Source organism: Cytobacillus sp. Hz8 (assembly GCF_042263505.1).
Taxonomy (GTDB): Bacteria; Bacillota; Bacilli; order Bacillales; family Cytobacillaceae; genus Bacillus_BE.
In genome coordinates, this window is record NZ_JBHKFI010000003.1 from 294,466 (window position 1) to 319,814 (window position 25,349).

The 25,349-nt window shown below is 34.1% G+C and carries 23 protein-coding genes; 6 read left to right on the plus strand and 17 right to left on the minus strand.

The genetic code is table 11. From position 1 onward, the window contains the following. Positions 1-75 precede the first annotated feature (75 nt). The 6 genes from ACE38V_RS06470 to ACE38V_RS06495 all read right to left on the minus strand — a co-directional run bounded on the left by ACE38V_RS06470 (position 76) and on the right by ACE38V_RS06495 (position 10,439). Positions 76-1,887, minus strand: a complete 1,812-nt coding sequence (locus ACE38V_RS06470) for a hypothetical protein (RefSeq protein WP_375840384.1) — start codon at positions 1,885-1,887, stop codon at positions 76-78. A 24-nt stretch (positions 1,888-1,911) separates the two neighbouring features. After that, a complete protein-coding gene (locus ACE38V_RS06475; protein ID WP_375840385.1) occupies positions 1,912-3,900 on the minus strand; it encodes a hypothetical protein in 1,989 nt (662 codons plus the stop codon). Beyond that, the gene (locus ACE38V_RS06480) at positions 3,900-4,574 is read right to left on the minus strand and encodes a hypothetical protein (RefSeq protein ID WP_375840386.1); all 675 of its coding nucleotides are present in this window, start codon (positions 4,572-4,574) and stop codon (positions 3,900-3,902) included. The genes ACE38V_RS06475 and ACE38V_RS06480 overlap by 1 nt, the downstream gene beginning before the upstream one ends. Positions 4,575-4,852: 278 nt before the next feature. Next, positions 4,853-6,349 carry a class I SAM-dependent DNA methyltransferase gene (locus tag ACE38V_RS06485; RefSeq protein ID WP_375840387.1) on the minus strand — a complete coding sequence of 499 codons (1,497 nt, stop codon included), beginning with the start codon at positions 6,347-6,349 and terminating at the stop codon, positions 4,853-4,855. Continuing rightward, complete coding sequence (locus tag ACE38V_RS06490; protein WP_375840388.1) at positions 6,346-7,647, minus strand: restriction endonuclease subunit S; 1,302 nt, start codon at positions 7,645-7,647, stop codon at positions 6,346-6,348. Before ACE38V_RS06490 ends, ACE38V_RS06485 begins: the two co-directional genes overlap by 4 nt. Then, complete coding sequence (locus tag ACE38V_RS06495) at positions 7,644-10,439, minus strand: type I restriction endonuclease subunit R (RefSeq protein WP_375840389.1); 2,796 nt, start codon at positions 10,437-10,439, stop codon at positions 7,644-7,646. The genes ACE38V_RS06490 and ACE38V_RS06495 overlap by 4 nt, the downstream gene beginning before the upstream one ends. A 397-nt stretch (positions 10,440-10,836) precedes the next feature. On the opposite strand from ACE38V_RS06495, the gene ACE38V_RS06500 reads away from it, so the two are divergent. The 4 genes from ACE38V_RS06500 (at position 10,837) to radC (ending at position 13,198) form a co-directional block, all read left to right on the plus strand. Then, the gene (locus ACE38V_RS06500; RefSeq protein WP_375840390.1) at positions 10,837-11,043 is read left to right on the plus strand and encodes a hypothetical protein; all 207 of its coding nucleotides are present in this window, start codon (positions 10,837-10,839) and stop codon (positions 11,041-11,043) included. A 39-nt stretch (positions 11,044-11,082) separates the two neighbouring features. Further along, positions 11,083-11,601 (plus strand): hypothetical protein, encoded by a 519-nt coding sequence (locus ACE38V_RS06505; RefSeq protein WP_375840391.1) that lies wholly within the window; start codon positions 11,083-11,085, stop codon positions 11,599-11,601. A 25-nt stretch (positions 11,602-11,626) separates the two neighbouring features. Continuing rightward, entirely contained in the window at positions 11,627-12,397 is a 771-nt protein-coding gene (locus tag ACE38V_RS06510) for a hypothetical protein (protein ID WP_375840392.1), read from the plus strand. Positions 12,398-12,592: 195 nt separating this feature from the next. Then, positions 12,593-13,198, plus strand: coding sequence for a RadC family protein (gene radC / locus ACE38V_RS06515; RefSeq protein ID WP_375840393.1), 606 nt, complete (start codon positions 12,593-12,595; stop codon positions 13,196-13,198). 285 nt (positions 13,199-13,483) lie between these two features. On the opposite strand, the gene rlmH (ACE38V_RS06520) is transcribed toward radC, so the two are convergent. The 4 genes from rlmH (ACE38V_RS06520) to ACE38V_RS06535 form a co-directional block, all read right to left on the minus strand. Further along, the gene (rlmH, locus tag ACE38V_RS06520) at positions 13,484-13,963 is read right to left on the minus strand and encodes a 23S rRNA (pseudouridine(1915)-N(3))-methyltransferase RlmH (RefSeq protein WP_375840394.1); all 480 of its coding nucleotides are present in this window, start codon (positions 13,961-13,963) and stop codon (positions 13,484-13,486) included. 90 nt (positions 13,964-14,053) lie between these two features. Continuing rightward, positions 14,054-14,401 (minus strand): hypothetical protein, encoded by a 348-nt coding sequence (locus ACE38V_RS06525; protein ID WP_375840395.1) that lies wholly within the window; start codon positions 14,399-14,401, stop codon positions 14,054-14,056. Positions 14,402-14,498: 97 nt separating this feature from the next. Further along, positions 14,499-15,533 carry a phage/plasmid replication domain-containing protein gene (locus ACE38V_RS06530; RefSeq protein ID WP_375840396.1) on the minus strand — a complete coding sequence of 345 codons (1,035 nt, stop codon included), beginning with the start codon at positions 15,531-15,533 and terminating at the stop codon, positions 14,499-14,501. A 53-nt stretch (positions 15,534-15,586) separates the two neighbouring features. Then, entirely contained in the window at positions 15,587-15,748 is a 162-nt protein-coding gene (locus ACE38V_RS06535; RefSeq protein ID WP_375840397.1) for a hypothetical protein, read from the minus strand. A 127-nt stretch (positions 15,749-15,875) separates the two neighbouring features. Between ACE38V_RS06535 and ACE38V_RS06540 the strand changes: the two genes are divergently transcribed. Together ACE38V_RS06540 and ACE38V_RS06545 are read left to right on the plus strand one after the other, a co-directional pair. Beyond that, a complete protein-coding gene (locus ACE38V_RS06540; protein ID WP_375840398.1) occupies positions 15,876-16,649 on the plus strand; it encodes a helix-turn-helix domain-containing protein in 774 nt (257 codons plus the stop codon). After that, on the plus strand, positions 16,642-18,381 hold the full coding sequence (locus ACE38V_RS06545) for a recombinase family protein (RefSeq protein WP_375840399.1): 1,740 nt from the start codon (positions 16,642-16,644) through the stop codon (positions 18,379-18,381). The genes ACE38V_RS06540 and ACE38V_RS06545 overlap by 8 nt, the downstream gene beginning before the upstream one ends. Here the strand turns inward: ACE38V_RS06545 and rlmH (ACE38V_RS06550) are convergent. The 7 genes from rlmH (ACE38V_RS06550) to walK all read right to left on the minus strand — a co-directional run bounded on the left by rlmH (ACE38V_RS06550) (position 18,277) and on the right by walK (position 25,344). Beyond that, a complete protein-coding gene (gene rlmH, locus ACE38V_RS06550) occupies positions 18,277-18,756 on the minus strand; it encodes a 23S rRNA (pseudouridine(1915)-N(3))-methyltransferase RlmH (RefSeq protein WP_375840400.1) in 480 nt (159 codons plus the stop codon). The two genes, ACE38V_RS06545 and rlmH (ACE38V_RS06550), sit on opposite strands and share 105 nt — an antisense overlap. Positions 18,757-18,836: 80 nt before the next feature. After that, complete coding sequence (locus ACE38V_RS06555; RefSeq protein ID WP_375840401.1) at positions 18,837-18,998, minus strand: CxxH/CxxC protein; 162 nt, start codon at positions 18,996-18,998, stop codon at positions 18,837-18,839. A gap of 187 nt (positions 18,999-19,185) precedes the next feature. Further along, positions 19,186-20,415 carry a S1C family serine protease gene (locus ACE38V_RS06560; RefSeq protein WP_375840402.1) on the minus strand — a complete coding sequence of 410 codons (1,230 nt, stop codon included), beginning with the start codon at positions 20,413-20,415 and terminating at the stop codon, positions 19,186-19,188. A 181-nt stretch (positions 20,416-20,596) separates the two neighbouring features. Further along, positions 20,597-21,391, minus strand: coding sequence for an MBL fold metallo-hydrolase (locus ACE38V_RS06565; protein WP_375840403.1), 795 nt, complete (start codon positions 21,389-21,391; stop codon positions 20,597-20,599). 5 nt (positions 21,392-21,396) lie between these two features. Beyond that, the gene (locus ACE38V_RS06570; protein WP_375840404.1) at positions 21,397-22,209 is read right to left on the minus strand and encodes a two-component system regulatory protein YycI; all 813 of its coding nucleotides are present in this window, start codon (positions 22,207-22,209) and stop codon (positions 21,397-21,399) included. After that, a complete protein-coding gene (locus ACE38V_RS06575) occupies positions 22,196-23,515 on the minus strand; it encodes a YycH family regulatory protein (RefSeq protein WP_375840405.1) in 1,320 nt (439 codons plus the stop codon). Before ACE38V_RS06575 ends, ACE38V_RS06570 begins: the two co-directional genes overlap by 14 nt. After that, entirely contained in the window at positions 23,512-25,344 is a 1,833-nt protein-coding gene (walK, locus tag ACE38V_RS06580; protein WP_375840406.1) for a cell wall metabolism sensor histidine kinase WalK, read from the minus strand. The genes ACE38V_RS06575 and walK overlap by 4 nt, the downstream gene beginning before the upstream one ends. Positions 25,345-25,349: the final 5 nt, after the last annotated feature.

Here is a 25,349-nt window from a genome sequence, read left to right on the forward strand (position 1 = left end):
CTTTTTCTTTGGATTGCCTCTATTTAAAAATTTTAGTTTTCATAAGCAGTATATACATGATTATCAATAATTAATCTATCTGTATACCGACTTGTCACTTGGCAGGGGTTTATTTCCTGGAATAATAACAACAACAATAAAGTCAGGAAATTTATTTTTAATATCATAAAGTGGTTCTAATTTATCTAGATAAATTAAATCCCTAACATCATTTACTGGCTGTTCTTTTTTGTTCAAATCTAATAATACAAAAATACCAAGTTGGTCATATGAATATACATAGGAATGTAACTGTTCAAGATACTTTTCTCGTACAGAATCATTAGAAATTTTTTGCTTTGTTTTCTTTAATTCTATGGGGAAAGTAAAATTATTTACTTTGTATACGATATCTATTCTTCCACCATCTGAGAAATTACTTATTTCTTCTTCTGCTCCATAAGCTATATTACTGTATTGAAAATGCTTGTAAAGACTATCTTGAAGATCTCTTTCTGATGCACTTCTTCCTTTTCCTCCATAATTCTCAGTATATAGAAAATTATATTCTTCCAATCTTTTTGATCTAATAGTTAAAATCAAATACCTAATAATTTGCTCCATTATTTTCATGAAAATGTGTAGTTTCTCCTGACTATATGTTGGGAGTTCTTGTTTTATTGATTTCAACAATGAATTATACATTTCTGCTCCTGTAGGGAAGCCTGTGACAAATTCAATATTATGATTATGTTTATTTTCTACATATTGTGCCACTAGAGAAAGTATATTTTCAACACTATCTATATCCTTTCTAGATTTTAATGTTTGTAATAAATCCATTGGATTAGATTCAGGAACTATCTCCTTAATTTTTAAAGAAATTCTTATTAAATCATCATCATTTTCTTTTTTTTTTGAATCTTGTTCCTTAATCACATCTTTTACAAAAGAGAGAAATTGAATCAAATCAGGATCATCATAAGTTGACATTATAATATTGATTTTTAATTCATATTGATTAAAACTTTTTATATATAAGTTTCTTAATATCTGGTCATTTACATTTTTCTTAAAGCTAGATATTAGTCTGTTTTGGTATTGATTTTCTGACATACGAACACTCAATAATTCAGAATGGTAATATGCTAATTTACTAAATTCTTTATAGTAGTCTAACCAATTTTCATGGCTAGTTGTTCGCTTATGAAGTTCATACATATTAAGTAGGATTTCATTAATTTTGTATTCTAATGCTAAGTATTTTTCATTATAAGTAAAAGCCTTCCTTATAAAAGAAACATTCAACAGTTTTTTTAATGACAACTTATAATTTTGTTCATCACCTGATAAAATAGACTTTAAATAATTAGTGATATGATAAAAATACTCAGCATCAGTTCGATTCTCAACTATAGAAGCTGAATATTTAAATAACGTACCACCTTCACTTAATTTATTATAAAAATCTATCTCATTGGTACAAAAGCTTGTATCCAATATTTTTATCAACCCTAATCTATAATATGCTTCTGAAGAAACATCTGGATTAATACTATCCTTGCTAATTTCTAATTTCTCCAATACTTCTTCATCATCATAAAAAAGAGATAAGTATTTTAATGAAGTTACAATAACAAAAGGATCATCGTTCTTCTCGATATCTAGTAACATATCAATCATTGATGTCTTTCTTATTTGATTTATTACAGTTAAAAAGGACAAAATTTCAATAATCATTATTCTTATAAAAGAGTTACTCTCATTTTCTAATACAGGCCTTAAAAATTTTTTGATTTTACTTTCTGATATATCTTGAATTTCATGTTCACTTGAAATCCAATCTTCTATATAAATAATTTTCTCATGCAAAGTTTTATTAGAGTATTCTTCATAAGTCATCTCCATTAAATAATCCACCTTAAACCTAACTTAAAAAACAGATTCATTTTCTTTCTTAGAATCTACCTTATAACTTTCACTTGCTTCTTTTATTTCTTCTAAAGCTGTACCAATTATTATTTGTAAGTCTCCTTCGTATTCTTCTTCTAATTCCCTGAAAATTTGTGACAACCCTATTAAATCTTTACTTATTACTTCTTCTTTCCCCGGCGAATCTATGATTAATAATCTTGAATGTCGTCCAACACCATATTGTATATCTAATAAAATCAGACTGACAAAGAAGGCTATTTTTGCTCTAAGTTGCTCTCCTTCATTAAGTTCAGAAAAATTATTGTATAAACCGTTTTGTAAAAATTTTATCTCTAATTTATCATTCACAACTACGTCAGTAACGGTGGCTAATCCAAATTTATGTAATTGGTTTAGTATTAATTTCCCAAAACTATCTATAATATCTTTGCTCATATCAAATCTAATACTATTTAAATCGCGAATAGCAAAACTTAAAATATTTATCTTTTCTTCAATTTTATTCAATTCTTCTATATTATTATTTCCGTTATCTTTTTTTAATTCATACTCTAATTCTAGTTTCCTTTCAACTAGATTAGATAGTTCATCTAAGTCACTTTCATAAAATTGAAAAGCAACTATATTTTCTTCAATCCCTCTTATTTTCGTGAAACACTGTTCCTTTAAGGTTTTCTTTTCTGTACCCATTACCTTTATTTGTTCCAACCATGACTTTAATTTTTCTTCATTTCCCTTTAATTCATCTAATTTTGTTTGTATCAATTCAATGTCTGCATCATCAGATTCAACTAATTCATCATTACACAACATACACTTATGCTGATCTTGTTCATTTAACTTTTTTTCAGGTGAAACTTCATGTTCACACCTAGGGCACATTTTTATTTCTAAGTTACTAAAGTAATGTCCAAAGTTTATTTCTTCTTCTAACCTTTGTATACTTTTAGAAATTTGAAGCAATTGTTTTTCCAGTTCTTCTTTTTGAGATTCTAAATCTTGTATTTCATCTTCTAAAACTTTGATTTGTTGTGCTATTTTGCTGTACCTATTAATACTTATACTTTTTTGAAAAGATTCCTTTTTGTTTTTGTGGATTATAGATATTTTTTCATTGATTCGCTCAACTTCATATAATAAATTTCGTTCTTTAGTCAACTCAGTTTCATGAGATTTAATTAACTCCTGTTTTTGATACATATTATTCAAGTAATCGAGTTTTTGACTTAGAGAATTTATTGGATAAGTCAGTTTAAGCCCTAATATCATTTCTAGAATCTTTTTGTTTTGTCCACCAAAGTCTTGGTTTAAAAATAAAACATTATAGTCTTTAGATTCTAAGTAAATGGATTTATAATAAGTTTTCCAACTCGTTTGATTCTCAATTAAATCAATTGTTCCTTTTGTTCCACTAGTCCACTTTAAATTATAATATGAAAAATGATCAAAGAAAAACTTCTGCATTTTCTCTTTAAATCCTGTTTCTGTGTTAGTTTCAAAATCAATTAATACATTTTCTACATAACCGATCTTTCCTTTTTGTTCTAAATAATCATCGGTTGAAATTCTATATAATCCACTAAAGATCCTTTTACCCTCAAAATTTATATAAATCGTATATAATGTATTTCCTATACTAAATTCGCATATTATCTCTCTTAACCAACTTAATACATCTTTTTTAATTGATCCTTTATCTCCGGTAAGAGCAAACTTAATAATTTTAAAAATGGAAGACTTTCCTTTACCATTCGCTGCGAACAAAATATTAACACCACTATAGAATTTCTTATCATAGTTAATTTTTTCCCCGCTATTTTTCTCTCCAATGACTTTTAGTCTATGGATTATTAATCTTTTACCAATTGAAGCAGGACTATCTTTTTCATAATCATCTAGTTCCAAGAGAGTATTTATTTCTTCCTTTGAAAGATTGCTTTCATAAGAATTATATAAATGATCAATAAACTTATCATAGTTAAACATCAAATTTCCTCCCCAAAGATATCCTGGTACTTGCTTCTAACATCTTCCTGAATTCCTTTTATATACTGATTGAGTGGAGTTGCCCTATATTCCTCATGCTCATATTGACGAACCTTTAATTCTGTCCCGGACAGGTCACCAAAATACTTTTTTATTAGATTACATCTACTTTCATACCATTTGGCCTTTTCTAGTCCAATTAAAATTTCTCTTTCAATCTTACTTACTCCATATTCAGTAAGATAATATACTTTCTCGAAAACTCTACCTGCTAAATTTCTTTTACTAGAATATTCAATAAATCCAATTGATACTAAAAAAGCAATTATGTGATCTATATCTTCATAAGCACCATAAAAAAACCTCAACATATCTTCGCGCCTAATATCAGGCTCTTTATTTCCAAATATTGCTTTAACATTAGCTTTTATATCCTCTTTATAATCCTCAAATTTCGGATATTGCAGTAAGTCTAATAATTCATATGCCAAATAATCTGGATATCTAATTAAAAAGTCAATTTTTTGGATTCGAACTTCACTCTTAAACTCTTTCTGATAATATGATTTCTCCTTTTCCTCTTCATTAATATTCTGAGAGAAAAAGTAAATAATTAATAAAATTCTTAATCTATCGCGATAGGATCTATGTATATCAGAAGTTAAAGCACTCAATTATTTCACATCCAATTTATAAATTTAATTACTTGAATTTAATTAGTTTAAACAATCTACATTAAGACATAGCATTACTGAATATCTTATTACATCAATATTGCTTTGCTAACAATCTGGTTGTCATTTTATTTATCCTTTAACAAAAATTGCCCTAGCATCATTTTCTTTATCATGATGCTAGGGCAAGGTTGTTGTTTGTATCTTTAATTGTTTTTACTCTCTATTGATCAAACCTTTAAACAGATACGAGTTGATAATCCTATTGTATTAATGCTTTAATCATTATCTACTGAGTCACCATTTAACGTTGCCATTATCTCCTTGAAGCTTTCTAATCCTGCCTCAATATCTTCAATAATCTGGTTTGCTAAAAGGTCAGGATCAGGTAGATTATCCAAGTCTGCCAAACTCTTATCTTTAAGCCAGAAGATATCAAGATTTGTTTTATCTCTTGATAAAATTTCCTCATAAGTAAACTTGCGCCATCTTCCTTCTGGGTTACTTTCCGACCAAGTTTCTGTGCGGTCATGACGGTTAGATGGGTTATAGCATCGAATAAAATCTTGTAAATCATCGAATGTCATAGGTTTTTTCTTTAAAGTATGATGGATATTAGTTCTATAATCATAAAACCAAATCTCTTTTGTCCAAGCATCCTTAGAACCTGGCCTGTTATCAAAGAAAAGAACATTTGCTTTTACACCTGGTTTGTAGAATATCCCAGTAGGTAAACGTAATATGGTATGCAGTTCAGTTGTTTGAAGTAATTGTTTTCTAACGGTTTCACCTGCACCGCCTTCAAAAAGGACATTGTCAGGAAGAACAACGGCTGCTTCACCATTTTCTTTTAAAAGCGTTCTGATATGTTGCAAAAAGTTTAACTGTTTATTTGAAGTTGTAACCCAAAAGTCTTGGCGATTATAAACCAAATCCTCTTTTTCCTGCTCGCCCTCTTCGTTAGTAATGGTCATACTGGATTTTTTTCCAAATGGCGGATTTGCAAGCACATAATCAAATCTTTTTCCTTCATCAGCCACTAAAGCATCCGCAGATGAGATAAAGGTTTCTCCATCAATTTCGCCAATATTGTGGAGGAACATGTTCATTAAGCAAAGTCTTCGTGTATTAGCAACGATTTCGTTTCCATAAAAGGTTTTACTCTTTAAAAATTCCTTCTCTTCTCTATTCAGATTTTGGTTATCCTTAATATGATCATAAGCTGCTAGGAAGAACCCACCGGTACCACAGGCAGGATCTATAATTGTCTTCATGGGTTCTGGTTGGACACAAGCTACCATTGCCTTAATTAAAGCCCTTGGTGTAAAATACTGCCCTGCTCCGCTTTTAGTATCTTCTGCATTTTTTTCCAAAAGCCCTTCATAAATCTTCCCTTTAAGGTCAGCTCCCATCATACTCCATTTTTCTTTATCTACCATATCAATAACTTTATAAAGCTTTGCCGGATCTTGAATCTTATTTTGGGATTTAGTGAAAATTTGCCCTAATATTCCTTTGGTATTTGAAAGCTCTTTCAAGGTTTTAGAGTAATGTGTATCTAATTCCGCACCTCTTTTACTTTTCAAACTTTCCCAATCATAACCTTTGGGGACATTAATTTTGCGGTTATACGGAGGGCTAGCAAATTCATCAACCATTTTGAGGAAAAGTAAATAGGTAAGCTGTTCTAAATAGTCGCCATAACTTACACCGTCATCCCGCAGCACATTTGCAAAACTCCATACTTTTGATACTATGCTTGCTTCATTACTCATATTTTTAAACCTCTATTTTCTTTTTTTATTCTTTCTAAAAGCTTTTCTGCAGGTTCCCAATCTGGTTCCTTTCGACAAGATTTTAATTCATCTTCACTCAGAAGCTTACCTTCAAAAGCCCTTTTAAGAATACTTTGACGAAGAGCTTCAGCCTTTTCTAGTCCCTCTTCTATATTAGCCAGAATATTATCACAGACAGAGAGGCGGCTTTCAATTTGATAAACAATTTCTGCTTGATTTTCCATTGAGGTTTTTGGAAATGGATATTTTTTTAATTTAGTTCCATTTATATTTGATTGATTAACACCAAAACTTTTTACCTTGTTTCCGTAAATTTTTGCAATATGACAATTAAGAAAATAGTTTAGGTAATATCCATTTACAACCTCTTTATTATATTTAATTCGAATTAAATAACCTGCGAAAATTGCTTCTCTCTCTCCTCTAAAAATGGCTGTTTTTCCTACATGTTCTGGGCTGTTTGTTCGATTAAACAAAACATCACCCTTATTCAGGCGATATTTTATTATTTCCTCTTTATTTGAAGTGAATTTTAAATCCTCCCAGTCGATTTCTCCATTTTGAATATTCCCCATTCTTAACACGGGAACCGTACCCTCTTTTTCCGATTTGCTTGATGTTCCATATTCAACACCATCGCAAACTTCTCCAAGTGTAACCCATTCAATATCTTTTATATTTGTTAATTCCCCCTCAAAAGCTTTTTTCAATACAGCTTGACGATAAATTTCCAGATTCTCTTTAGCATTTTTAAGATTAACAATGCCATTATCCAACTCACTAAAAAGCTGCTCAATTTTAGATACAATGGCTCGTTGTTCTGGAAGTGGAGCAAGGAAAAATTTAATCGCTTCAATATTCTTTGCTGAAATATTAGGTTGTGCCCCACCATAAGCATCTTCCAATATCCTTTGTCTTATAGAGAAAAGCAAATAATAAATATATTTCTTTATAATCCATCTATTTGAATACAACTTAAGATTGCCTACTCGTTGATTTTGGTATGATTTTTGTCTTTCACGGTAAATTCCAAACTTACCAGTTGTTGCTCCGGACATGGCAATTAGAATATCACCAAATTCTACTTGGTAGCTATCATATTCTTTTAATTCTTTTATTCTTATAGCGCAATCAGCCGTTACAGTACCTTGATTTATATCTGAAATTCTTATAATCGGTACACCTTCATTTTGGTACATAGAACTTTTAAAAGCATAGCCATTCTTAAGTCTTAGCACTTTCCCCAACTCTACTTCTATCCAACCTTCTCTTGTCATGCTACTAATACCTCATTCAATTCGTTAATAATTTCGTCCATTCTGTCTCCAAATAATTGATACATTTTACCTCTACCACCTTGCGCGTCAAAAGGTGTATAGTCTAAATCATCAATTTCAACATGGAAGCTTGAAGCTATATGATCTTTAATCATTCTTAACCAGTTCATCTGTTCTTCGTTAAACTTTAGTGAGCCTGCCTGTTTACCAAACACCCATTCCTGAAAATTCTTATCCACTATTTTGTTATATGGAGTTAGTTGCTGGTCAATGCCGGTAACTCTTCTAATCAATGACACCAATGCTACCAATTCATTTTTAGGGCTTGTGCTTTTTACCTCTTCAAGTTCCGAGTAAGCATCCCACACATAATGTGGAGCAAGCAATGGTTTTTCTACCTTCAGTTTTTCCATTAATTCCTTTATCATTTTAAAAGTTAGTTCTCTCCTCCGATAAGGCTGGTCGTAAAAAATACTCAATGCAACAATTTCATCTTTGTTAGCTTCAATATACTCCCTAAAGTCTTTTACCAATTCCTCGGCCTTTTCTTTGGTGAAATTGTCCCATTCCGCCCGCAAAACCTTATCTTGATTCACCATATCGATGATCTGCTCATGAACCTTTCGAACGTTTTCTATATAATCATTTAGTTCTCCTGTAAAAGTTCGTGCTGCATTCGTTGCCAATTCTTGTTGTACCTGTTTTTTACACTCTTCCTCTTTAGCTGGTGAACGATCACTTTCAGGAATTTCATTTATAATTGCTTGTGTTTTTTGTTCAATTATATCCGGGTTATAGGCATTGAGTAGATTTTTTACAACTGTATTTATTTTTTTGCCGCCGCTAAGTTCTTTAAATTTATTCTTTTCATCATCTGTAAGTTGTTTTTCCAACCTAGTCAATCGGTTCGCTAAGGACGTAAACAAATCTTCATCTTGCACACCCATAGCTATTGCACCTAGGAGGTCTTTTAGTGGTGTCCCTGGTTTTCGTTCTAGTGGCCGGCTATCTGTTTTTTTAGACTTAGTAGCGCCAATCGCATCAACAATGACGAAATGAGTTTTAGCGTGTTTTGCAGTACGGGTTACACGTTTTAAATCATCTAATCCAATAGTTCTTGTTCCACGGCCTTTCATTTGTTCAAAATAATTTATACTTTTTACATCTCTCATAAAGAGTAGAACTTCTAATGGTTTTACATCGGTGCCGGTTGCAATCATATCTACTGTTACAGCGATCCTTGGTGCCCATGAGTTTCTAAAGCGGTTTAAAACCGATTTAGGATCCTCATCAATTTTATAAGTAATTTTTTTGCAGAAGTCGTTGCTTTCATTGAATTCTTCTCGAATTATTTGGATGATATCATCCGCATGGCTGTCTGTTTTAGCAAAAACTAAAGTTTTTGGAACCTCAAATTCTCCATTTTCATCAAAACGATCGGAAAAAATCGTTGGTAGTGCCTCTTTATAAGCTTTTATTATATGCCTAATTTGACTGGGATTTACAACATCCTTATCGAGCTTAGTAGCAGAATATTCATAGTCTTCATCCAGTCTTTCCCATCTCTTTTTACGGGTTAGCTTTTCTCTTTTGTCAACATATTCTTTTGCCTTAATTTTTGCACCAGCTTTAGTAATTTCCGTCTCAATGATAAACACATCTTGGGGAACATTTACACCATCTGCCACAGCTTCTTCATAAGTATATTCGCTTACTACATTTTCATTAAAGAAACCAAATGTTCTTTTATCCGGCGTTGCAGTAAGGCCAATTAAAAAAGCATCATAATAATCAAGTACTTGTTTCCATAAGTTGTAGATAGATCGATGACATTCGTCAATTATTATAAAATCAAATTGCTCAATAGGGTTTTTTGCTGAATACTCTACTGGCATAGGCTCTTTTCTTTGCCATTGCCAGCTTTTCTCGTTAGGATTTTCTTTTTCTGCTGATTCATCTAACTCTTCTCCTTTTAAAATAGAGTAGAGCCTTTGAATCGTTGAAATGCAAACCTGACTATCAGAAGCAATATAACTAGAATTTAATCGCTGTACATTATATAATTCGGTAAATTTTCTGTTATCATCCGTCGGTTGGTATTTTAAAAATTCTTGTTCTGCCTGTTCCCCAAGATTTTTTGTATCAACAACAAATAGAATCCGCTTGGCATTTGCATGTTTTAACAGCCGGTAAACAAAGGTACATGCTGTGAATGTTTTACCCGCACCCGTAGCCATCTGAATTAAAGCCTTGGGTCTATTATTTTTAAAAGATGTCTCAAGGTTTTCAATTGCCCTAATTTGTGCAGGGCGCAACCCTTCTCTATCTAAATAAGGAAGATTCCTTAGACGATTTCGAAGTGTTGTATTTTGATTAAACCATTCAAGTAGTGTCGAAGGTTGATGAAAGTGAAACAAAGACCTTGAACGAGGTTTTGGATCTCTATAATCTGTGAACCTAGTTAATACTCCAGTACTTTCATACACAAAAGGTAAAGGCTTTTTATTTAGATTGTATTTTAGTTTAGCTTGTGCGTATCCAGAAGACTGATCTTCTGCAACCGTTAATCTTTGACCTTCTTCTTCTTTTTTCGCTTCAATAACACCGACAGGTTTCCTTTCTACAAACAAAACATAATCAGCCGGGCCAATATCTGTTTGATATTCACGAACTGCAACACCTAATGCTACAGACAAGTTTACCCTATTCTTGGATTGCACAACCCATCCGGCTTGACTTAACATTGAATCGATTTTATCTCTAGCCCTTTGTTCTGGATTCTGATTAGTCATTATTTCACCCCTTAACACCTTTTAACAAAACCTTAGCATGTTTACCACAAACCTTTTAAACCTCTTTATCTAAATTTAAATGTCCTATAATCCACCTAGATACATTTAAAGATTTATATTTTTCGCCAAGTAAAAAAAATGTGTTGACTTAATTTTACAGCATTCAAGAAAATTTATAAACGTCGTCTTTTTTGAAATACCTTAAAACATAAAAAATTGAATCAATTTTTCCTAACTACCACCATTCATTTATTCAAAGGGGCACCCACCCGTTTCATGCCCCACCCCTTTTATATAAACCGTTGTTTATCCAATTTTGGATAGATAACGGTTTTTTTGTTTTACAGAGAAGACTTGCGTGGTGAGAGGAGCGCATAAAAGAAAGGAGAATAAAAGGATGAATCAGTCATTAATAAAAATTCTAGTTAATGCAAAAGAACTGAACAAATGGGTTCCCACTAGATTTCTATTAAAGTATGGCATCCAAAAGGTAGATCTACTGAAACTTGAGGATGATGACTTGATTCTCACTAAGAGAAGCACGTCTGATGGGTTACTATTAAAACTAACCTTAAAGGGCTATCACCACTTTAATAAACAATAGGAGGCCCCTTTCAAAACATTAATTAGGAGGAAATCAAATATGAAAGAAAATGTATGGCAAGTGCATCAACACAAATTAGGATCATTTACAGAGAAAAGTGTTTCCTTTCTTGAGATTATAGAAATTCACCGAACCCTATTAAACAAACAAGCAGCTATTTCAGAAGAATTAACCGATGCAATTGAACGTAATGACTTTGTGAAGCTATCTCATTTGCTTGTGATTAGAAACAGGATTCAAACAGCAATAAAAGAAATTGAATCTCTTCATGGGGATGAACTTAATTTTCATAATTCAATGAATTGTCGTATTGGAAATGTATTGAAGGATGCTGCCACTACGGTTGAATCTAAAGGTGAAGAAATATTGTTAAATGTAATTCACAATCTTGATAAATTTAATCACTCAGCACACAGCATTTTAGAGAAGGCAATATTATTCTCTAATAAAACTTTTAGCAAAGGAAATCATCTTAATCACATTGTAGTTAAATTACTTGTCCATAAAGCATCGGAAGGTTTAGTAAAACTAGCAAACGCATTTCAAAAAAGATCCTAGTCCATTGAAAGGAGGTGAAAATCATATGAAGACATATAAACATTCATCATTAAATAACATCGTGCCATTCGCTATTAGTAACAGGTCAAATGTATCTACTTTACCTAACATCGTTGTATCCTCATCAGAATCAAAACGTCGTATTGAGGATCTGAAAACATTTGTAGAAGAGGTAATGGTGAAAGGCATTGACTATGGTCTGGTAGATGGCTTCTCAAAGCCGACATTATTAAAGTCTGGTGCTGAAAAATTATGTGATGTATTCGGATTTTCTAAGATAGTAGAAGTCGTTAATCGCATCGAAAAATGGGATACTGGTATCTTTGCCTATGAAGTAAAGATGACGTTAACCCGAAAGGACAACGGAGTCATTGAAGCTGAAGGTCTTGGTTCATGTAACAGCAAAGAATCAGCATTCCAACAACAAGATTCCTACACAATTGTTAACACCGTATTGAAGATGGCTAAAAAGCGAGCGTTAATTGATGCTGTATTATCAGCAACCCGTTCTAGTGGTATTTTCACTCAAGATATCGAAGACTTCCAAACACAATCTAGTATTAAAGGAGGTGATGAAACTATTACCAAACGTCAGCTACTCAAGATCCATCAAATCGCTACTGATCTTCAAATACGCCATGAAGTCGCAAAAGAAATGATGAAAATGAAGTACCAGGTTGATCACAGCACAAAACTAAGCAAGAAACAAGCATCTGATTTCATTCAAGACTTACTGCATTTGAAAGATGTATTTAATGAGAAGAAGAAATTGAATATGCAAAATACAGAAGAATGAAGTGCTCATGGAATTTCGTTAAATTCGATGAGTTTTTTTATGTACAAAAAAGATGAGCTCATCCGCCAATGAACTCATCTCCATCAGAAATTCTTTTCAACAGTATATCGTAGCACAAGCATTTACTCAATCGGAGGGACGTTCATCGTCTCTCCTTTTTTATTTCAAATTCAGCTATAAATGGAGGAATTAATTATGAATACATTCGATAAAATGACTTTTAAACTATTACTTGCTACTTCAATCCGTGAAAAGGAAGATGGCTATGTAGTCAGTGAGATATTCAGCCGCTTTCCGTCCATTCAGGAACTACTTGAAGTTACAGAGGAAGAACTTCTTCAAATTAACGGTATCGGCAAAGTAAAAGCGAAACAGATCATTGCTGCATTGAAGCTTGCACGGATGAATCCGACTCCGGTTGAAAATCGTTTTACAATCCGGTCTCCTGAAGATGCATATAATTATTTGAAGGATATGGCGTATCTTACTCAGGAGCATTTCGTTGTTTTAGGCCTCAATACAAAGAATGAAGTACAATTCCGTGAAACAGTCTTCATTGGCTCATTAAATGCATCGATCGTTCATCCTCGTGAGACATTTAAGCATTTGATTCGTCGCAGCTGTGCAAGTGCAATAATTTCACAAAACCATCCTTCCGGTTCACCTGATCCAAGCCGTGAAGACATTGACGTTACGAAGCGTCTTTCTGAAGCTGGAAAAATTATGGGCTGTGAGATCCTTGATCACATCATAATTGGTGCTGAAAAATATGTTTCATTAAAAGAAAAAGGATATCTATAAAAATTTTTTAAGAGAGTCAGTGAAAGTGCTGGAATCAGCGCCATCACTGGCTTTCTCCATTATTAAACATGATATGGGCTAAAGTTAATCATAATCGATGTATTCTTGTTTTGTACCACCATGCGATTAAGTGAGATGTCTTGATATTAAAGGTATTAATCCAATTTAATTAATCGGATGCTTCTTCTTTAAGAACACAAAATCATCTATTACTATGTATATATCCACAAACTATCCAAATTGTAACATTGGATTTCTGTGCCTCCAGCTATCATGACACTTAGATCACTTATGATAAGGCTCATTTTTCTGTATTTTGTATGCTCGATAAATTTGCTCTAAAAGGATAAGCTTCATCAGTTGATGTGGAAATGTCATCTTAGAAAAAGATAGCTTTTGATCTGCACGCTTTAACACTTCATCACTCAATCCATTAGATCCGCCAATAACAAATGATATTTGACTTTTACCATGAATACCAAGCCTTTCCATCTCATTTGCCAATTGTTCAGATGACCAGCTTTCTCCATTGATCGCTAGAGCGATGACATATTGGTTTGGCTTTATTTTGCTTAAGATCCGCTCTCCTTCTTTTTGTATTACGTGATTTAACTCCTTATCACTTAATTGCTCTGAAGCTTGTTCGTCGCTTACTTCATCCAATGTTAACTTACAATACGGACGTAGACGTTTTTCAAATTCAGCGATACCAAGCTTAATATATTTCTCTTTTATTTTTCCTACACTCACAATTTGAATTTGCATAAAAGATCTCCTTCATAAGTAGAGTGCTTATATAATACACTGTATTGTTCTGCAACACTACATAATGCATCATATAAACACCTTCGATCATTATATTAATCCTTGTTGTCGATAATATTTCCTCTCAATTCGTTCCTTTTCTAACACTAAGATGTATGGTTTTGATCCAGAATTATCATTCTCAAATTGAGACAATATGTATTCTTCATACTTGTAAACCATTGCATCAAGCAGCTTCTCTTTAAGAGTTTTGTCACAAAGCTTTACCACTGCTTTATTATTTTCCATAGATGGGAACTCAAAAAAATATTGGCCAGATTGATCATCAAATTTTAACATTACTCCCGATATAATTATTGAAGACCATATTTTCACACTCCCAACAGCCAGTATATCATGTGTCGGAAAAGTATCTGTGATGTTGACAATTACACTCAAATCAATCACTCCAATATTAGTTTGCAGCCGTTCACTGTATTGATGCACAATGTTAATAATGCTACAATTAATGCAAATATAATTTCTTATCGGCTGTCTACTGTTTTGACGGAACAGATGCAGTCTTTTTTTGTTTCTCTATAACCTGTAATGGTGGTAGAACTGTATCAGCAATAAGAAGTTCGTTAACCCCTAAAAGTTTTTTTATCTGGCTTTTATTTTTCCAAAAGTTTGAGGGGGTATAACTATTCACACATTCATCCTCTCCACTAACCAGCCACCTTGTTACAAATGTAATTAATGAATTTTTTGTCCTTGATGATAAATTCGCCTGATTTATTTTATCTATGATTTGTTGAAGGGATGTATATTTAATACCCTTATTAAAGCCACTGTCCTCTAAACCCTTTTGTAAAATCTTAGCTGCAATATCCATCCGTAATACATCAGCAGCTCTTCTTGTTGGACTAATTTTTCTAATTTCATTATCTGAAAGCTCAATTTCATATCTCAATAATCCAATGGCTTTTTGTTGATGCCTAGATTTTCCGGGATAACTTCTTTGCTGAGCTATTTCAGCTTCCTTATCATACATCTTTATTTTTCTCTTTTTTGCTTTCCACTCAATCGATTCAATATTATTACTACCAAGTGAATGATATTGGCGCAATTGATACTTTGCCTTTGTATGTGATGACAAGGCTTTTAAATAAAACTTCTTTAACTTACCGACCCTAAAATTCTTACAGATATGCAGTTTTTCAACTGTGCACTGTGAAATTGATGGCACTCTTTTTAAAGGTATCCTCAGTCGTGCAGAAATATATTTTCTCAAAACTTTGTAAAAGGTTTCGATATCCCCATCCTCAAGTTCGTATACATTAGACCCACAAATAAATTTTGGGATCGACACCTCTACTTTTAACCAACCACTTGAAGGGTCGTCTTCCTTATATGTATATCGAATGAATGGAAGGGAGCTATTTTCCTTATCTTCTAGTATCTTAAAGATAGTTGGTGCAGTCTGATTCTTATTAACGTCTATAGAAGAGTTGGTTCGAGTCCATTGAATTGCCTCTACTTCCCGCTTTGATAGGGCTAATGAAACACCTATTTTGACAGTATCCAACAAGTCATTCACTCCTTTTAAAAGGATAGTTGTTCACGTATTACAGAAAAATAGAATTATAGTTTTTGTTCTTTATCGTAATGCTCAGCCAGTATTTCTGATAACCTTTGAATAAATTGGTCACCTTTAACCTTAGTTCCATGTACGCATTCAGCAATGCTCCCCTCAAAAACTAAGTTGGTAATATCACAATCCATCACATCAATTTTTTCACTCATCTCTTATCACCTCCTTTCTTGATTGAAATCATAACATAATCTAATTTAAATTTTCAATACCCCTATTTGTTTTTTAAATTTTATGGTATAGTAAATTTAACAAATCTGCATTCAAGGAAGTGTAGCGATGAAAAAAGTTACTTTAAATAAACCAAATCTCTCTGATTTACGGGAATTATCAATTGGGAAAAGAATCCGATATATTCGTGAACATCTTCAAAAGGAATGTGGAAATGCATTCAGTGGGAAGAGTGTAGCAAATCGTATTCAGCTATTCTCTCAATCCACGTTAACCACCATTGAAAGAGATAAATCAAAGGATGTTCCATCAAAGGTCTTATATGCTATATCAAAAGACTTTGGAGCTGATTTATATATGTTTTTTGACGATTATTATCAACAAAATACTTATGAATCAGTTGATTTAATCCCTCCTCTTTACAACTCAGATCCAAACGATGAGCCTAATGCTGGAACAGACCATACTGAAAATCAACAGGTTTCTGGCGCTAACCCGCTTCTTGAAAATGAATACACCATAAAAACAATGGTTAGTAAGGTTGCTTCAAATCACGATGAACAGTTGACCTTTATTTTTAAAAGTCGGGTAAAGTATTCTGAGCAGCACTTATTTTACTTGCTTTCACAAATCATTAGTCAAATAAATACGTTAGATGTATCAATTGAACCTGGTTTAATAGAAAGCAATTTAGAATCTATAAAATTAGCTCAGGATTATATTAAGTACGGCAAAACATCATTGCATGCCTTTCCATGGCACTCTAACAAAGACAAATCAGTCATGGATAATCAATCCCATGAAAAAGCAGTTCAATACACTGAACAATTATTAGAAGAGCTTAAAGATCAACATTTAAGGGGAGAGAATCAAAATGAGTAATCAAACAAAAGCAGCACTTTATGCCCGTGTTAGTACAGAAGAACAAGTAACAGAGGGTTTCAGCATACAAGCCCAAATCGAAGATATCGAATCATATGCAAAAAGGAACAACATGGAGATTGTCGGTAGATATATTGATGAAGGTGTTAGTGGGAAAAGTATTTCTGGCCGTCCGGAAATGAAACGGTTACTAAAGGATATCGAAGGTAAAAATTTTAGTACGGTTATTGTTTATAAAATTGATCGTATATCTCGTAAATCAAAGGATGCTATGGAGATTGCCGAACGTTGTGAACAAGCCAATGTAAGTTTAATCAGCCTTAATGAAAACTTTGATATCGCAACTCCAATGGGAAAAATGATTTTCCAAATTATGAGTAACTTCTCGGAATATGAACGTAATTCCATTGTCGATCGTGCAAAAATGGGAATGCTTCAACGTGCTAAGCAAGGATTATATAATGGTGGACGAGTATTCGGCTATGAAAGTGTAAATAAAGAGTTGATTATGAACGAAGAAGAAGCACATGTCATTCGCTTAATTTTTGATTATGCAGAACAAGATTTAGGCTATAAAGCTATAGTCAGTCGTCTAAATACAATGGGTTATAAAACAAAACGTGGTGCTGACTTTTCTATTAACACGATTAAAACAATATTAGACAACCCGATCTATATCGGTAAAATACGCTTCAATTTGTACCAAAATTGGGCAGAAAAACATCGAATGGGGAAAAATGAAGACTTCATTCTTGTTGAAGGAAAACATGAACCCATTATTACACAAGATCAATGGAATCATGTTCAACAAATAAGAAAAAAACGCTCCATCAGACCAGCTCAGTCGAATGCTCCGTACATATTAAATGGGCTTACAAGATGCCCTGAGTGTGGATATGGAATGGTTTCAGGATCATCAAAAGGTGCAAAAGGTATAAAGTACCGTTACTATGTTTGTGGACTCTTTCATAATAAAGGAAGTCGTGCTGATCTTGCAGAACGGCAAGTATTTGAAGAATTAAACCGGATTGCTTCTGAACCATACGTTTTAAAAAGAATTATCGACAATATTAATCAAAAACGTAGACAAGCAAAGACTCCCATTACGGAAGAAATTAATGTATTACAGTCTAAGCTAAATAAAGTGGAAATACGCATCAACAACATCACAAACGAATTAATGGATGACCCTTCAATGAAAGCTATTTTTAAACCGAAGTTGAAGGAACTGAAAGAAGAGGAATTAAAGATTCAAACCAAGCTGGAAGCTTTAAATACTGAATTAGATGAATGTGATACAACGCCTATTGATGAGCAAGCACTACATCATCTATTAAGTAACTTTGAAAAAGTGATGAAAGATGCAAGTCCAGATAGACAAAAAGCACTGCTTCGCTTAATTATTTCGGATATTCAAATTAGTAAAGAGGCACCGAGGGGAATAGGACGACAAATTGAACGAATTAATTTACATTTTGACTTTACAATTGAGGGATTAGAAGCGCAATCGATGGAGTTACTAGGTGCGGTGGGAATGGATTTTATCATGCCTATAGAACCTTGGATGCTTGAAAATGATGGGGGTAAGAGATTAAGCGAAATGATGGATTCGCTTAATATTTTACCCTTAAAAGATGTACGGTTCCCCCCGATTAATCCGAAAAGCCCGATACACCTGCTCCACCAAAATCAACCGCATCAACTGATGAGGGAAAGTCATCCTCGAAAATGAGAGCTTTTCATTCGCGCGATTCAGCACTTCTTTACTCAATCCAAGGGATCCCCCAATAATAAAGGCGACTTTGCTTTTCCCGTAGGTCGCAAGCTTGTCCAAAGTATCTGCGAGCTCCTCAGATGATTTCAGCTTCCCTTCGATCGCTAAGGCAATCACGTGGGCATCCGAGTTTACCTTTGCTAAAATGCGGTCCCCCTCTTTTTGCTTCACAATCTCCATTTCAACTGCACTTAGTTCTTCAGGGGCCTTTTCATCTGGGACTTCGATGATTTCGACTTTGGCATAGGCTGATAATCTTTTTAAGTATTCTTCAATTCCCTGCTTTAAATATTTTTCTTTTAGCTTTCCAACTGTAATAATGGAGATATTCACATTTCATCCTCACCTTACGAACAAGATATCCACAGAAGTTATCCACATGTCCACATTTTCTATCCACATCTTGTAGGCAATCATTTGTTCGCTACAACATATACAGCTGGATTTTGGCAATATTCACAGGCTGTTGATAACTCTTTTTCCTCCGGAATTTTCGACAAATTCGGAAATGTTTCGTATTCATCTACGATCGTATCTAACGCTATTTCTACGTGCTCTTCGCAACAATATATCATGATTTTCCACCTTTCAATTTTCAACAATTATCTATCAATTTCGTCATTGTGAATAAGTTGCTTCATTCATTACTTATCCACATCCCCTATCGTATCATAAAATAATTTTATGCACATTGTGGATTTCTAAACAAAAAAAGACAGGAAAGCATTTTTTGCCTCCCTGTCTTTTTATCCACATATAGAATTATAGTGATTCTTTTCCTAGCTTCATCGTCGTTTCTTTTAATTTTCCATCTCGGTAGTATTTTACCTTCATGGTATCACCGATTTTCTTTTCAGTATATAAATGCTTTCTTAAAGCAACGACGTCACTGACTTTTTGACCATCTAACTCAACAATAACATCAAGCTCTTTCAATCCGGCTTTATCGGCTGGGGAATTAGGAGTAACACTCTTAATGGCGACTCCATCCTTCACTTTACTTGGTAATTTTAAGGCCTCTTGTTGATAGTAGGCTGGAATTTCATTGACGGATTGTAATTCTAAGCCCATGAATGGTCGATCAACTTTCCCCTTCTTTTCAAGATCATTGATAACTGGAATTGCAGAATTAATTGGAATTGAAAATCCGATTCCTTCTACTTCTTCTTGAGCAATTTTCATAGAATTGATACCGATGACTTGGCCAGTTAAATTGATGAGCGCCCCACCACTATTTCCTGGATTAATGGCGGCATCTGTTTGGATAACCTCTGATTGCCAATCTTCAGATCCATCTGAATTAATATCAACCGGAACAGCTCGATTTAACCCGGAGACAATCCCCTGAGTAACGGATCCTGAGAAGGCTTGGCCTAATGGATTGCCAATAGCGATAACCGGCTCCCCTAACTTTAGGGTATCTGAGTCGCCAAATTCGGCAACCTTTTTCACGGATTTTGCGTTTATTTCAAGCACGGCTAAATCTGTCCAAATATCACTACCCAATAACTTGGCAGAAGCCTTTGTACCATCCGATAAGGTGACTTCCAGCTCACTTGCCCCTTCAACAACGTGATTATTGGTAACAACGTATGCCTTATTGCCTGCTTTTTTATAAATAACACCCGATCCTGATCCAGCCTCTTGATTCTCATCGTCTGCCCAAAAGCCGGACGATTGCAAATTGGTTATGCCAACTACTGCATCATTAGCCTTATTCACAGCCTTTGTAACATCGGTATCTACATTGACAGATACATTGGTGCTATTCTTTGTGCCATTATCATTCGTATTTTGAGTAGCTTCATTTTGTGTACTATCGTCTGGCTGAATGGAATAAGGAAGCAAATTATTTTCCGCAAGCTTTGGAATAGCAAACAGCACAATTAGGGCGCCGATAATAACCCCTACCAGACTTGCAAAAAAATAACCGCCGCGATTTCCCTTTTTCTTTCTATTTTGGTCTTGATAATCTTGGTCATAATAACCCATACTCTATCTATCCTTTCAACTTGAACGATTCGCTAGGAGTTATTTTTCCTTGTTATCCTTATTATAATCTGTATTGGAAAATATTCTAACTAAAAACACATCATGATAAGAATCTTACATCTTTCTTCATACTTTGGTCTTAATTTGTTAATATTTCACTATTAACTGTCTTTAATAAAATTTAAACAGCTGTTAAAGGGGTGGGAATTTTAGCATCCGTGTCATACAGTTCAAACTGTTCTCCGACAATGATGCCACAGCCTTCTAAGGTTTGCGATACAGCCATTCGGGCCAGATCCTTCATATTATTATCTAAACTTAAATGAGCCAAATAAATACGCTTCGTTTCATCCCCAATCACATCACTCATCGCAATCGCTGCATCTTCATTCGAAACATGACCGACGTCGCTTAATATTCGCCGCTTAATATTCCATGGATAGCGTCCCATCCGAAGCATCTGCACATCATGGTTACTTTCAAATACATACGTATTGGCGTTTTTGATCGTTCCTTTCATCCGATCACTCACATATCCAGTATCTGTAATGACAACAAGCTTTTTCCCCTGATGATGGAAACAATAGAACATTGGTTCAGCTGCATCATGAGAGACACCAAAGGACTCTATCTCGAGTGAACCAAAGGATTTTACACTTTCCATTTCAAAAATAAACTTTTGATCCGTTGGGACTTCGCCGATTAAGCCCTCCATGGCATGCCATGTTTTCTCATTTGCATAAATCGGTAATTTATATTTACGGGCAACGACACCGATTCCTTTAATATGATCAGTGTGTTCATGTGTCACTAATAATCCAGAGAGATTTTCCATTTTACGGCCAATTTTTGCGAATAATGCATCCATTTGCTTTCCACTCAAACCGGCATCCACTAGAAGGGAATGATCCTCTGTTTCCACATAAATCGCATTTCCCGTACTCCCGCTTGCGAGTACACTAAAATGCATTGACATATCACTCACTCCACAATTTTTTTATCTTCGTTGTTTAGTTGAATCAACTGACCTTCAAAGGCATTAACAAAGAGATTTTGTTCCCCATTAATCACCACTCTCCAGGCAGGTGTCAGCACTTGTGATGACGTAAGGTGCACAAGTGTATAATAGCCCAGCTCAACATTAGAAATATTGCTATTCGGTGGAATCAACCCTTTTTCATAAAGAGTTTCGATTGCTTCGATTGGCTTTAAGATTTTCTCTTTTTCTTTTAATTCTTTAATATTTTCAAGTAATGTCTGCTTATAGGAAATCACTTCATTTCGGTCATTTAAATAAAAGGTGAGCTCTCCATAGATATTCTTAAAGAAACTTTTTTCCTTGTATTGTTGATAGTAGGTAATGGTTTTTGCTTCCTTATTGATTTCCCAAAAACGATACTGTTCGCCGTAAATCACATGATTATTGATAAAGTTATTAAGCCTAGACATTTCGTAGCCTTTTCCTAGCTTAAGAGGTTTTTTCAATACGGATTCCAACAAATAGGATTTATTGGCAAAAATAATGGATTGATTGCTTAGCTTCGGATTTCCATACCATTTGAGCTCTTCACTTTTAAAAGATTTGGGAATGGCACTTAAATAATTATCCTTTATATCTTCTGTTGGCAGTTCAACATATTCAATACCATCCGTTTTTAATTGTTTATCGATGGATGTTTCCGCTAATAATTCGTACTGGCTGGCATTACGAATATTGAGAAATTCATATATGAGATAAAAATCGAGAATCAGAAAGGAAATGATGAATATGGTCTTTATCTTACTCCAATCCATGTTTGATTCCTCCCTGATTTTGATCTTTCACTTGAATCCATTTGTTGTCGTAATGGTAGTACCAAAACGGTTCTAGCTTTAGAAGCAAGTTCTGGGAATCATTCGACATCGTATACCCAATGACTAAATCTGTTAATAGTTCAGGTTTGAATCCCTTCTCTTTCTTTAATTGCTCTAACACTTCATTTCCGGATAAAAGCGTTTTATCCGTTTGGTCGGTCACTAAATCTAATGTGAAATTATTTCTAACATATTTATAAATATTATTTTGTCCCCATACTTGGAGAATTTCCGACATTCCTTCATCACTAAAAACAGGCAATCCATTATTTTCATATAAGCGAAATAATACCGTTTGAGTGGATTCATCCATTTCAGCATAACGGAAATTGTCAGTCCAACCTCCATGATTATTGACAAAATCAATACTTTGCTGCAATAAATCTTCTTTATTGATCGTATAGTCCTCTTCAGCAGCAGGATCTAGGTAAGAAATGATATGCTTGTCCACATTGACTCTCATCAAGGTCAAGCCATCCGTGTATTCCTCACCTGTTAAGATATAGTTTTTTTGTACAAAACTTGGATTATTAAATAAAGCATTTTTAAACTTATTAGATGATAACTCTTCAATTAAATAACTGCGTGTCGGATAGGTACTTTCTGTTTCTCTAATATAGATATTTTGTTTTTTAGTCAGCTTAGCGGAAGTATAGGAATTAAACTTCTTACTGGAAAGACTGGGTTTATAATAATTATTTTTAAATACATTGATAAAAGAAGAATTAACCCTGCTTCTTTCCACCTTTTGATTTTGATAATCAATAAAGTAGACAAAACCCTCTTCTTTTTTCATATTCTTCACATCAATGACAATACGATCAAAATGAAAATCAGGATCCTTCCCTTTTATATCTAAAAAATTCTTGTAAAGATTAAAGGGAATATGACTTGGAAAAATGATCTCTGCCATGCCCACCCGTTGGACAAAGCTCGGAATATTTTTTATTTTGGATGACTCATCCTCAAAATCACTGAACGTCCATCTACTTAGCTCCTTAAAGGTTCGATCAATCTCAGCAGGGTTTATCGTTCCAACAAGTCCATTTTCATGGTGGTAAAAAATACGGTCTGCCTTAATAATTTTTTTGGCATCTCTTTTCTCACTCAGTGATACCTCTTTAACAGTTTCACCATTTTCGATTGTCTCATAATTCGGTTGATAGGTCCAAAGACTCCAGGTTAGCGTACCGCTTAATATAACTAAGATGGCTAAGATGACCGATTTAATTTTTTCATAACTCATTCCCAATCATCCTCTTCCGTTTTTACATATGGAAGGCTAAACGATATGGTCGTCCCTTTCCCTTCGACACTACTTGCCCATATGCTGCCACCATGTGCCTCTACCATCTCTTTTGCAATGGCTAAGCCAAGTCCTGTTCCACCGAGCTTTCTTGATCTTGCCTTATCAACACGATAAAATCTTTCAAAAATTCGCTTAATATTTGACTTTGGAATTCCCACGCCCTGATCGGCGATGCTGACAATGATTGTATGATCCTTTTCCTGAATACCAAATTTAATCATCCCGCCCTCAGGTGAGTATTTAAGGGCATTAGAAATAATATTATCAATTACTTGAGTAAGTTTATCCTCATCTATTTCAATAAATAATGCTTGATTAGGCAATTTCCGCTGAAAAGTAATATTTTTCTCTTTTGTTAGCTCAAAACGGTCAATAATCCGACTGAAGAAATCGACGAAATTAACCATTTCTTTTCTGAACTTATAATCACGACTATCCATTTTCGATAATTGAAGAAGCTCATTGACAAGTCGAATCATACGCTCCGTCTCGTTTTGAGCAACATGAAGAAAATGCGGAGCAATTTCTTCATCCTTCCAGGCTCCATCTGATAGGGCTTCAATATAACTTCTTAATGTTGTCAATGGAGTTCGTAGCTCATGAGATACATTCGCAACAAATTCTCTTCTCTCCATATCGATTTTTTCCGACTCCGTAATATCATGAAGAACAGTAATCAAGCCATTGACAAACCCTGTTTCTTTTTGGATAACAGAAAAATTGGCGCGTAATATATAAGGGTCTGTAGGAGTACTATAATTTAAAATCACTGATTCCTGCTCAATTAACAAGTCCTCAAAGGTATACTCCTCCTCAATTCCGAGTAAAGAAACAATCGGAGTAGAAAGCACTGTTTCACGTGAAACATCTAATAATTTTAGCGCAGGTTCATTAATCAGAATGACTCTCCCTTTTCTGTCCGTTGCAATAACGCCATCGGTCATATAGGAGAGTACCGACGATAATTTCCTTCTTTCCCCTTCTGTTGTTGCCTGTGCCTCTTGCAGCTTTTTCGTTAAATTATTAAAGGTCATCGCCAGCTGGCCAATTTCATCATAACCATAGACCTTAACCTTGCGTGAGAAGTTTCCTTTTGTCATCGCCAATGCTTGTCTTCTCATATCTGATATTGGCTTTGTAATCGTCTGAGCTAATAAAATTCCTAATACCGCAGTAATTGATAGAGCAATTAAGGTTCCTGTAATAAAAATCTTATTAATCCCTTCCATTTGCGAATAGACATTCTCTATTTTCGCCTTAACATAAACAACTCCAATAACATCCCCATTTGACTTAATGGGAGTTGCGGAAACCCATACGCGCTGTCGCGTTGGTGAATCAATGACCACAATGGGAACATCCTTTGAGGTTACGAAAGCCCGTCGAATTAAGGTATTTGTTGTCTTCTGTCCAACAATCCCCTGATTATCTGGATCGGATGTTCCCAAGATTTTTAGAGAGTCCCCTTCAATAACCATTACTTCAGAAATATCGGACGCACGAAAATCAGCGAGGATATCCTTTACACTTTCTTCAAGAGTCGGAGTTTCATCAGCATCCGTTCTATCTTTCGTCATTTCTTCTTCCAATAAATAAGTAATATAAGCAATTCTTTCTTTCATGTTCGTTTGAAAATTGGTTAATAGACTTGATTCTAATTGTCTCACAAAGTAGACCCCAATAATCTGCATCGCTAATAAAATTAAAAGCATGTAAATCATGACTAATTTAACGTGAATTGAGCGGAAAAATCCAACATTTCTCATAGGAA

Bases quoted from the DNA above. Each gene is read 5' to 3' on its own strand.
- ACE38V_RS06470 (WP_375840384.1), bottom strand. From the start codon at position 1,887: ATGGAGATGACTTATGAAGAATACTCTAATAAAACTTTGCATGAGAAA.
- ACE38V_RS06475 (WP_375840385.1), bottom strand. From the start codon at position 3,900: ATGTTTAACTATGATAAGTTTATTGATCATTTATATAATTCTTATGAA.
- ACE38V_RS06485 (WP_375840387.1), bottom strand. From the start codon at position 6,349: ATGAGTAATGAAGCAAGCATAGTATCAAAAGTATGGAGTTTTGCAAAT.
- ACE38V_RS06490 (WP_375840388.1), bottom strand. From the start codon at position 7,647: ATGACAAGAGAAGGTTGGATAGAAGTAGAGTTGGGGAAAGTGCTAAGA.
- ACE38V_RS06495 (WP_375840389.1), bottom strand. From the start codon at position 10,439: ATGACTAATCAGAATCCAGAACAAAGGGCTAGAGATAAAATCGATTCA.
- ACE38V_RS06500 (WP_375840390.1), top strand. From the start codon at position 10,837: ATGAATCAGTCATTAATAAAAATTCTAGTTAATGCAAAAGAACTGAAC.
- ACE38V_RS06505 (WP_375840391.1), top strand. From the start codon at position 11,083: ATGAAAGAAAATGTATGGCAAGTGCATCAACACAAATTAGGATCATTT.
- ACE38V_RS06510 (WP_375840392.1), top strand. From the start codon at position 11,627: ATGAAGACATATAAACATTCATCATTAAATAACATCGTGCCATTCGCT.
- radC (WP_375840393.1), top strand. From the start codon at position 12,593: ATGAATACATTCGATAAAATGACTTTTAAACTATTACTTGCTACTTCA.
- rlmH (WP_375840394.1), bottom strand. From the start codon at position 13,963: ATGCAAATTCAAATTGTGAGTGTAGGAAAAATAAAAGAGAAATATATT.
- ACE38V_RS06535 (WP_375840397.1), bottom strand. From the start codon at position 15,748: ATGAGTGAAAAAATTGATGTGATGGATTGTGATATTACCAACTTAGTT.
- ACE38V_RS06540 (WP_375840398.1), top strand. From the start codon at position 15,876: ATGAAAAAAGTTACTTTAAATAAACCAAATCTCTCTGATTTACGGGAA.
- ACE38V_RS06545 (WP_375840399.1), top strand. From the start codon at position 16,642: ATGAGTAATCAAACAAAAGCAGCACTTTATGCCCGTGTTAGTACAGAA.
- ACE38V_RS06555 (WP_375840401.1), bottom strand. From the start codon at position 18,998: ATGATATATTGTTGCGAAGAGCACGTAGAAATAGCGTTAGATACGATC.
- ACE38V_RS06560 (WP_375840402.1), bottom strand. From the start codon at position 20,415: ATGGGTTATTATGACCAAGATTATCAAGACCAAAATAGAAAGAAAAAG.
- ACE38V_RS06565 (WP_375840403.1), bottom strand. From the start codon at position 21,391: ATGTCAATGCATTTTAGTGTACTCGCAAGCGGGAGTACGGGAAATGCG.
- ACE38V_RS06570 (WP_375840404.1), bottom strand. From the start codon at position 22,209: ATGGATTGGAGTAAGATAAAGACCATATTCATCATTTCCTTTCTGATT.
- ACE38V_RS06575 (WP_375840405.1), bottom strand. From the start codon at position 23,515: ATGAGTTATGAAAAAATTAAATCGGTCATCTTAGCCATCTTAGTTATA.
- walK (WP_375840406.1), bottom strand. From the start codon at position 25,344: ATGAGAAATGTTGGATTTTTCCGCTCAATTCACGTTAAATTAGTCATG.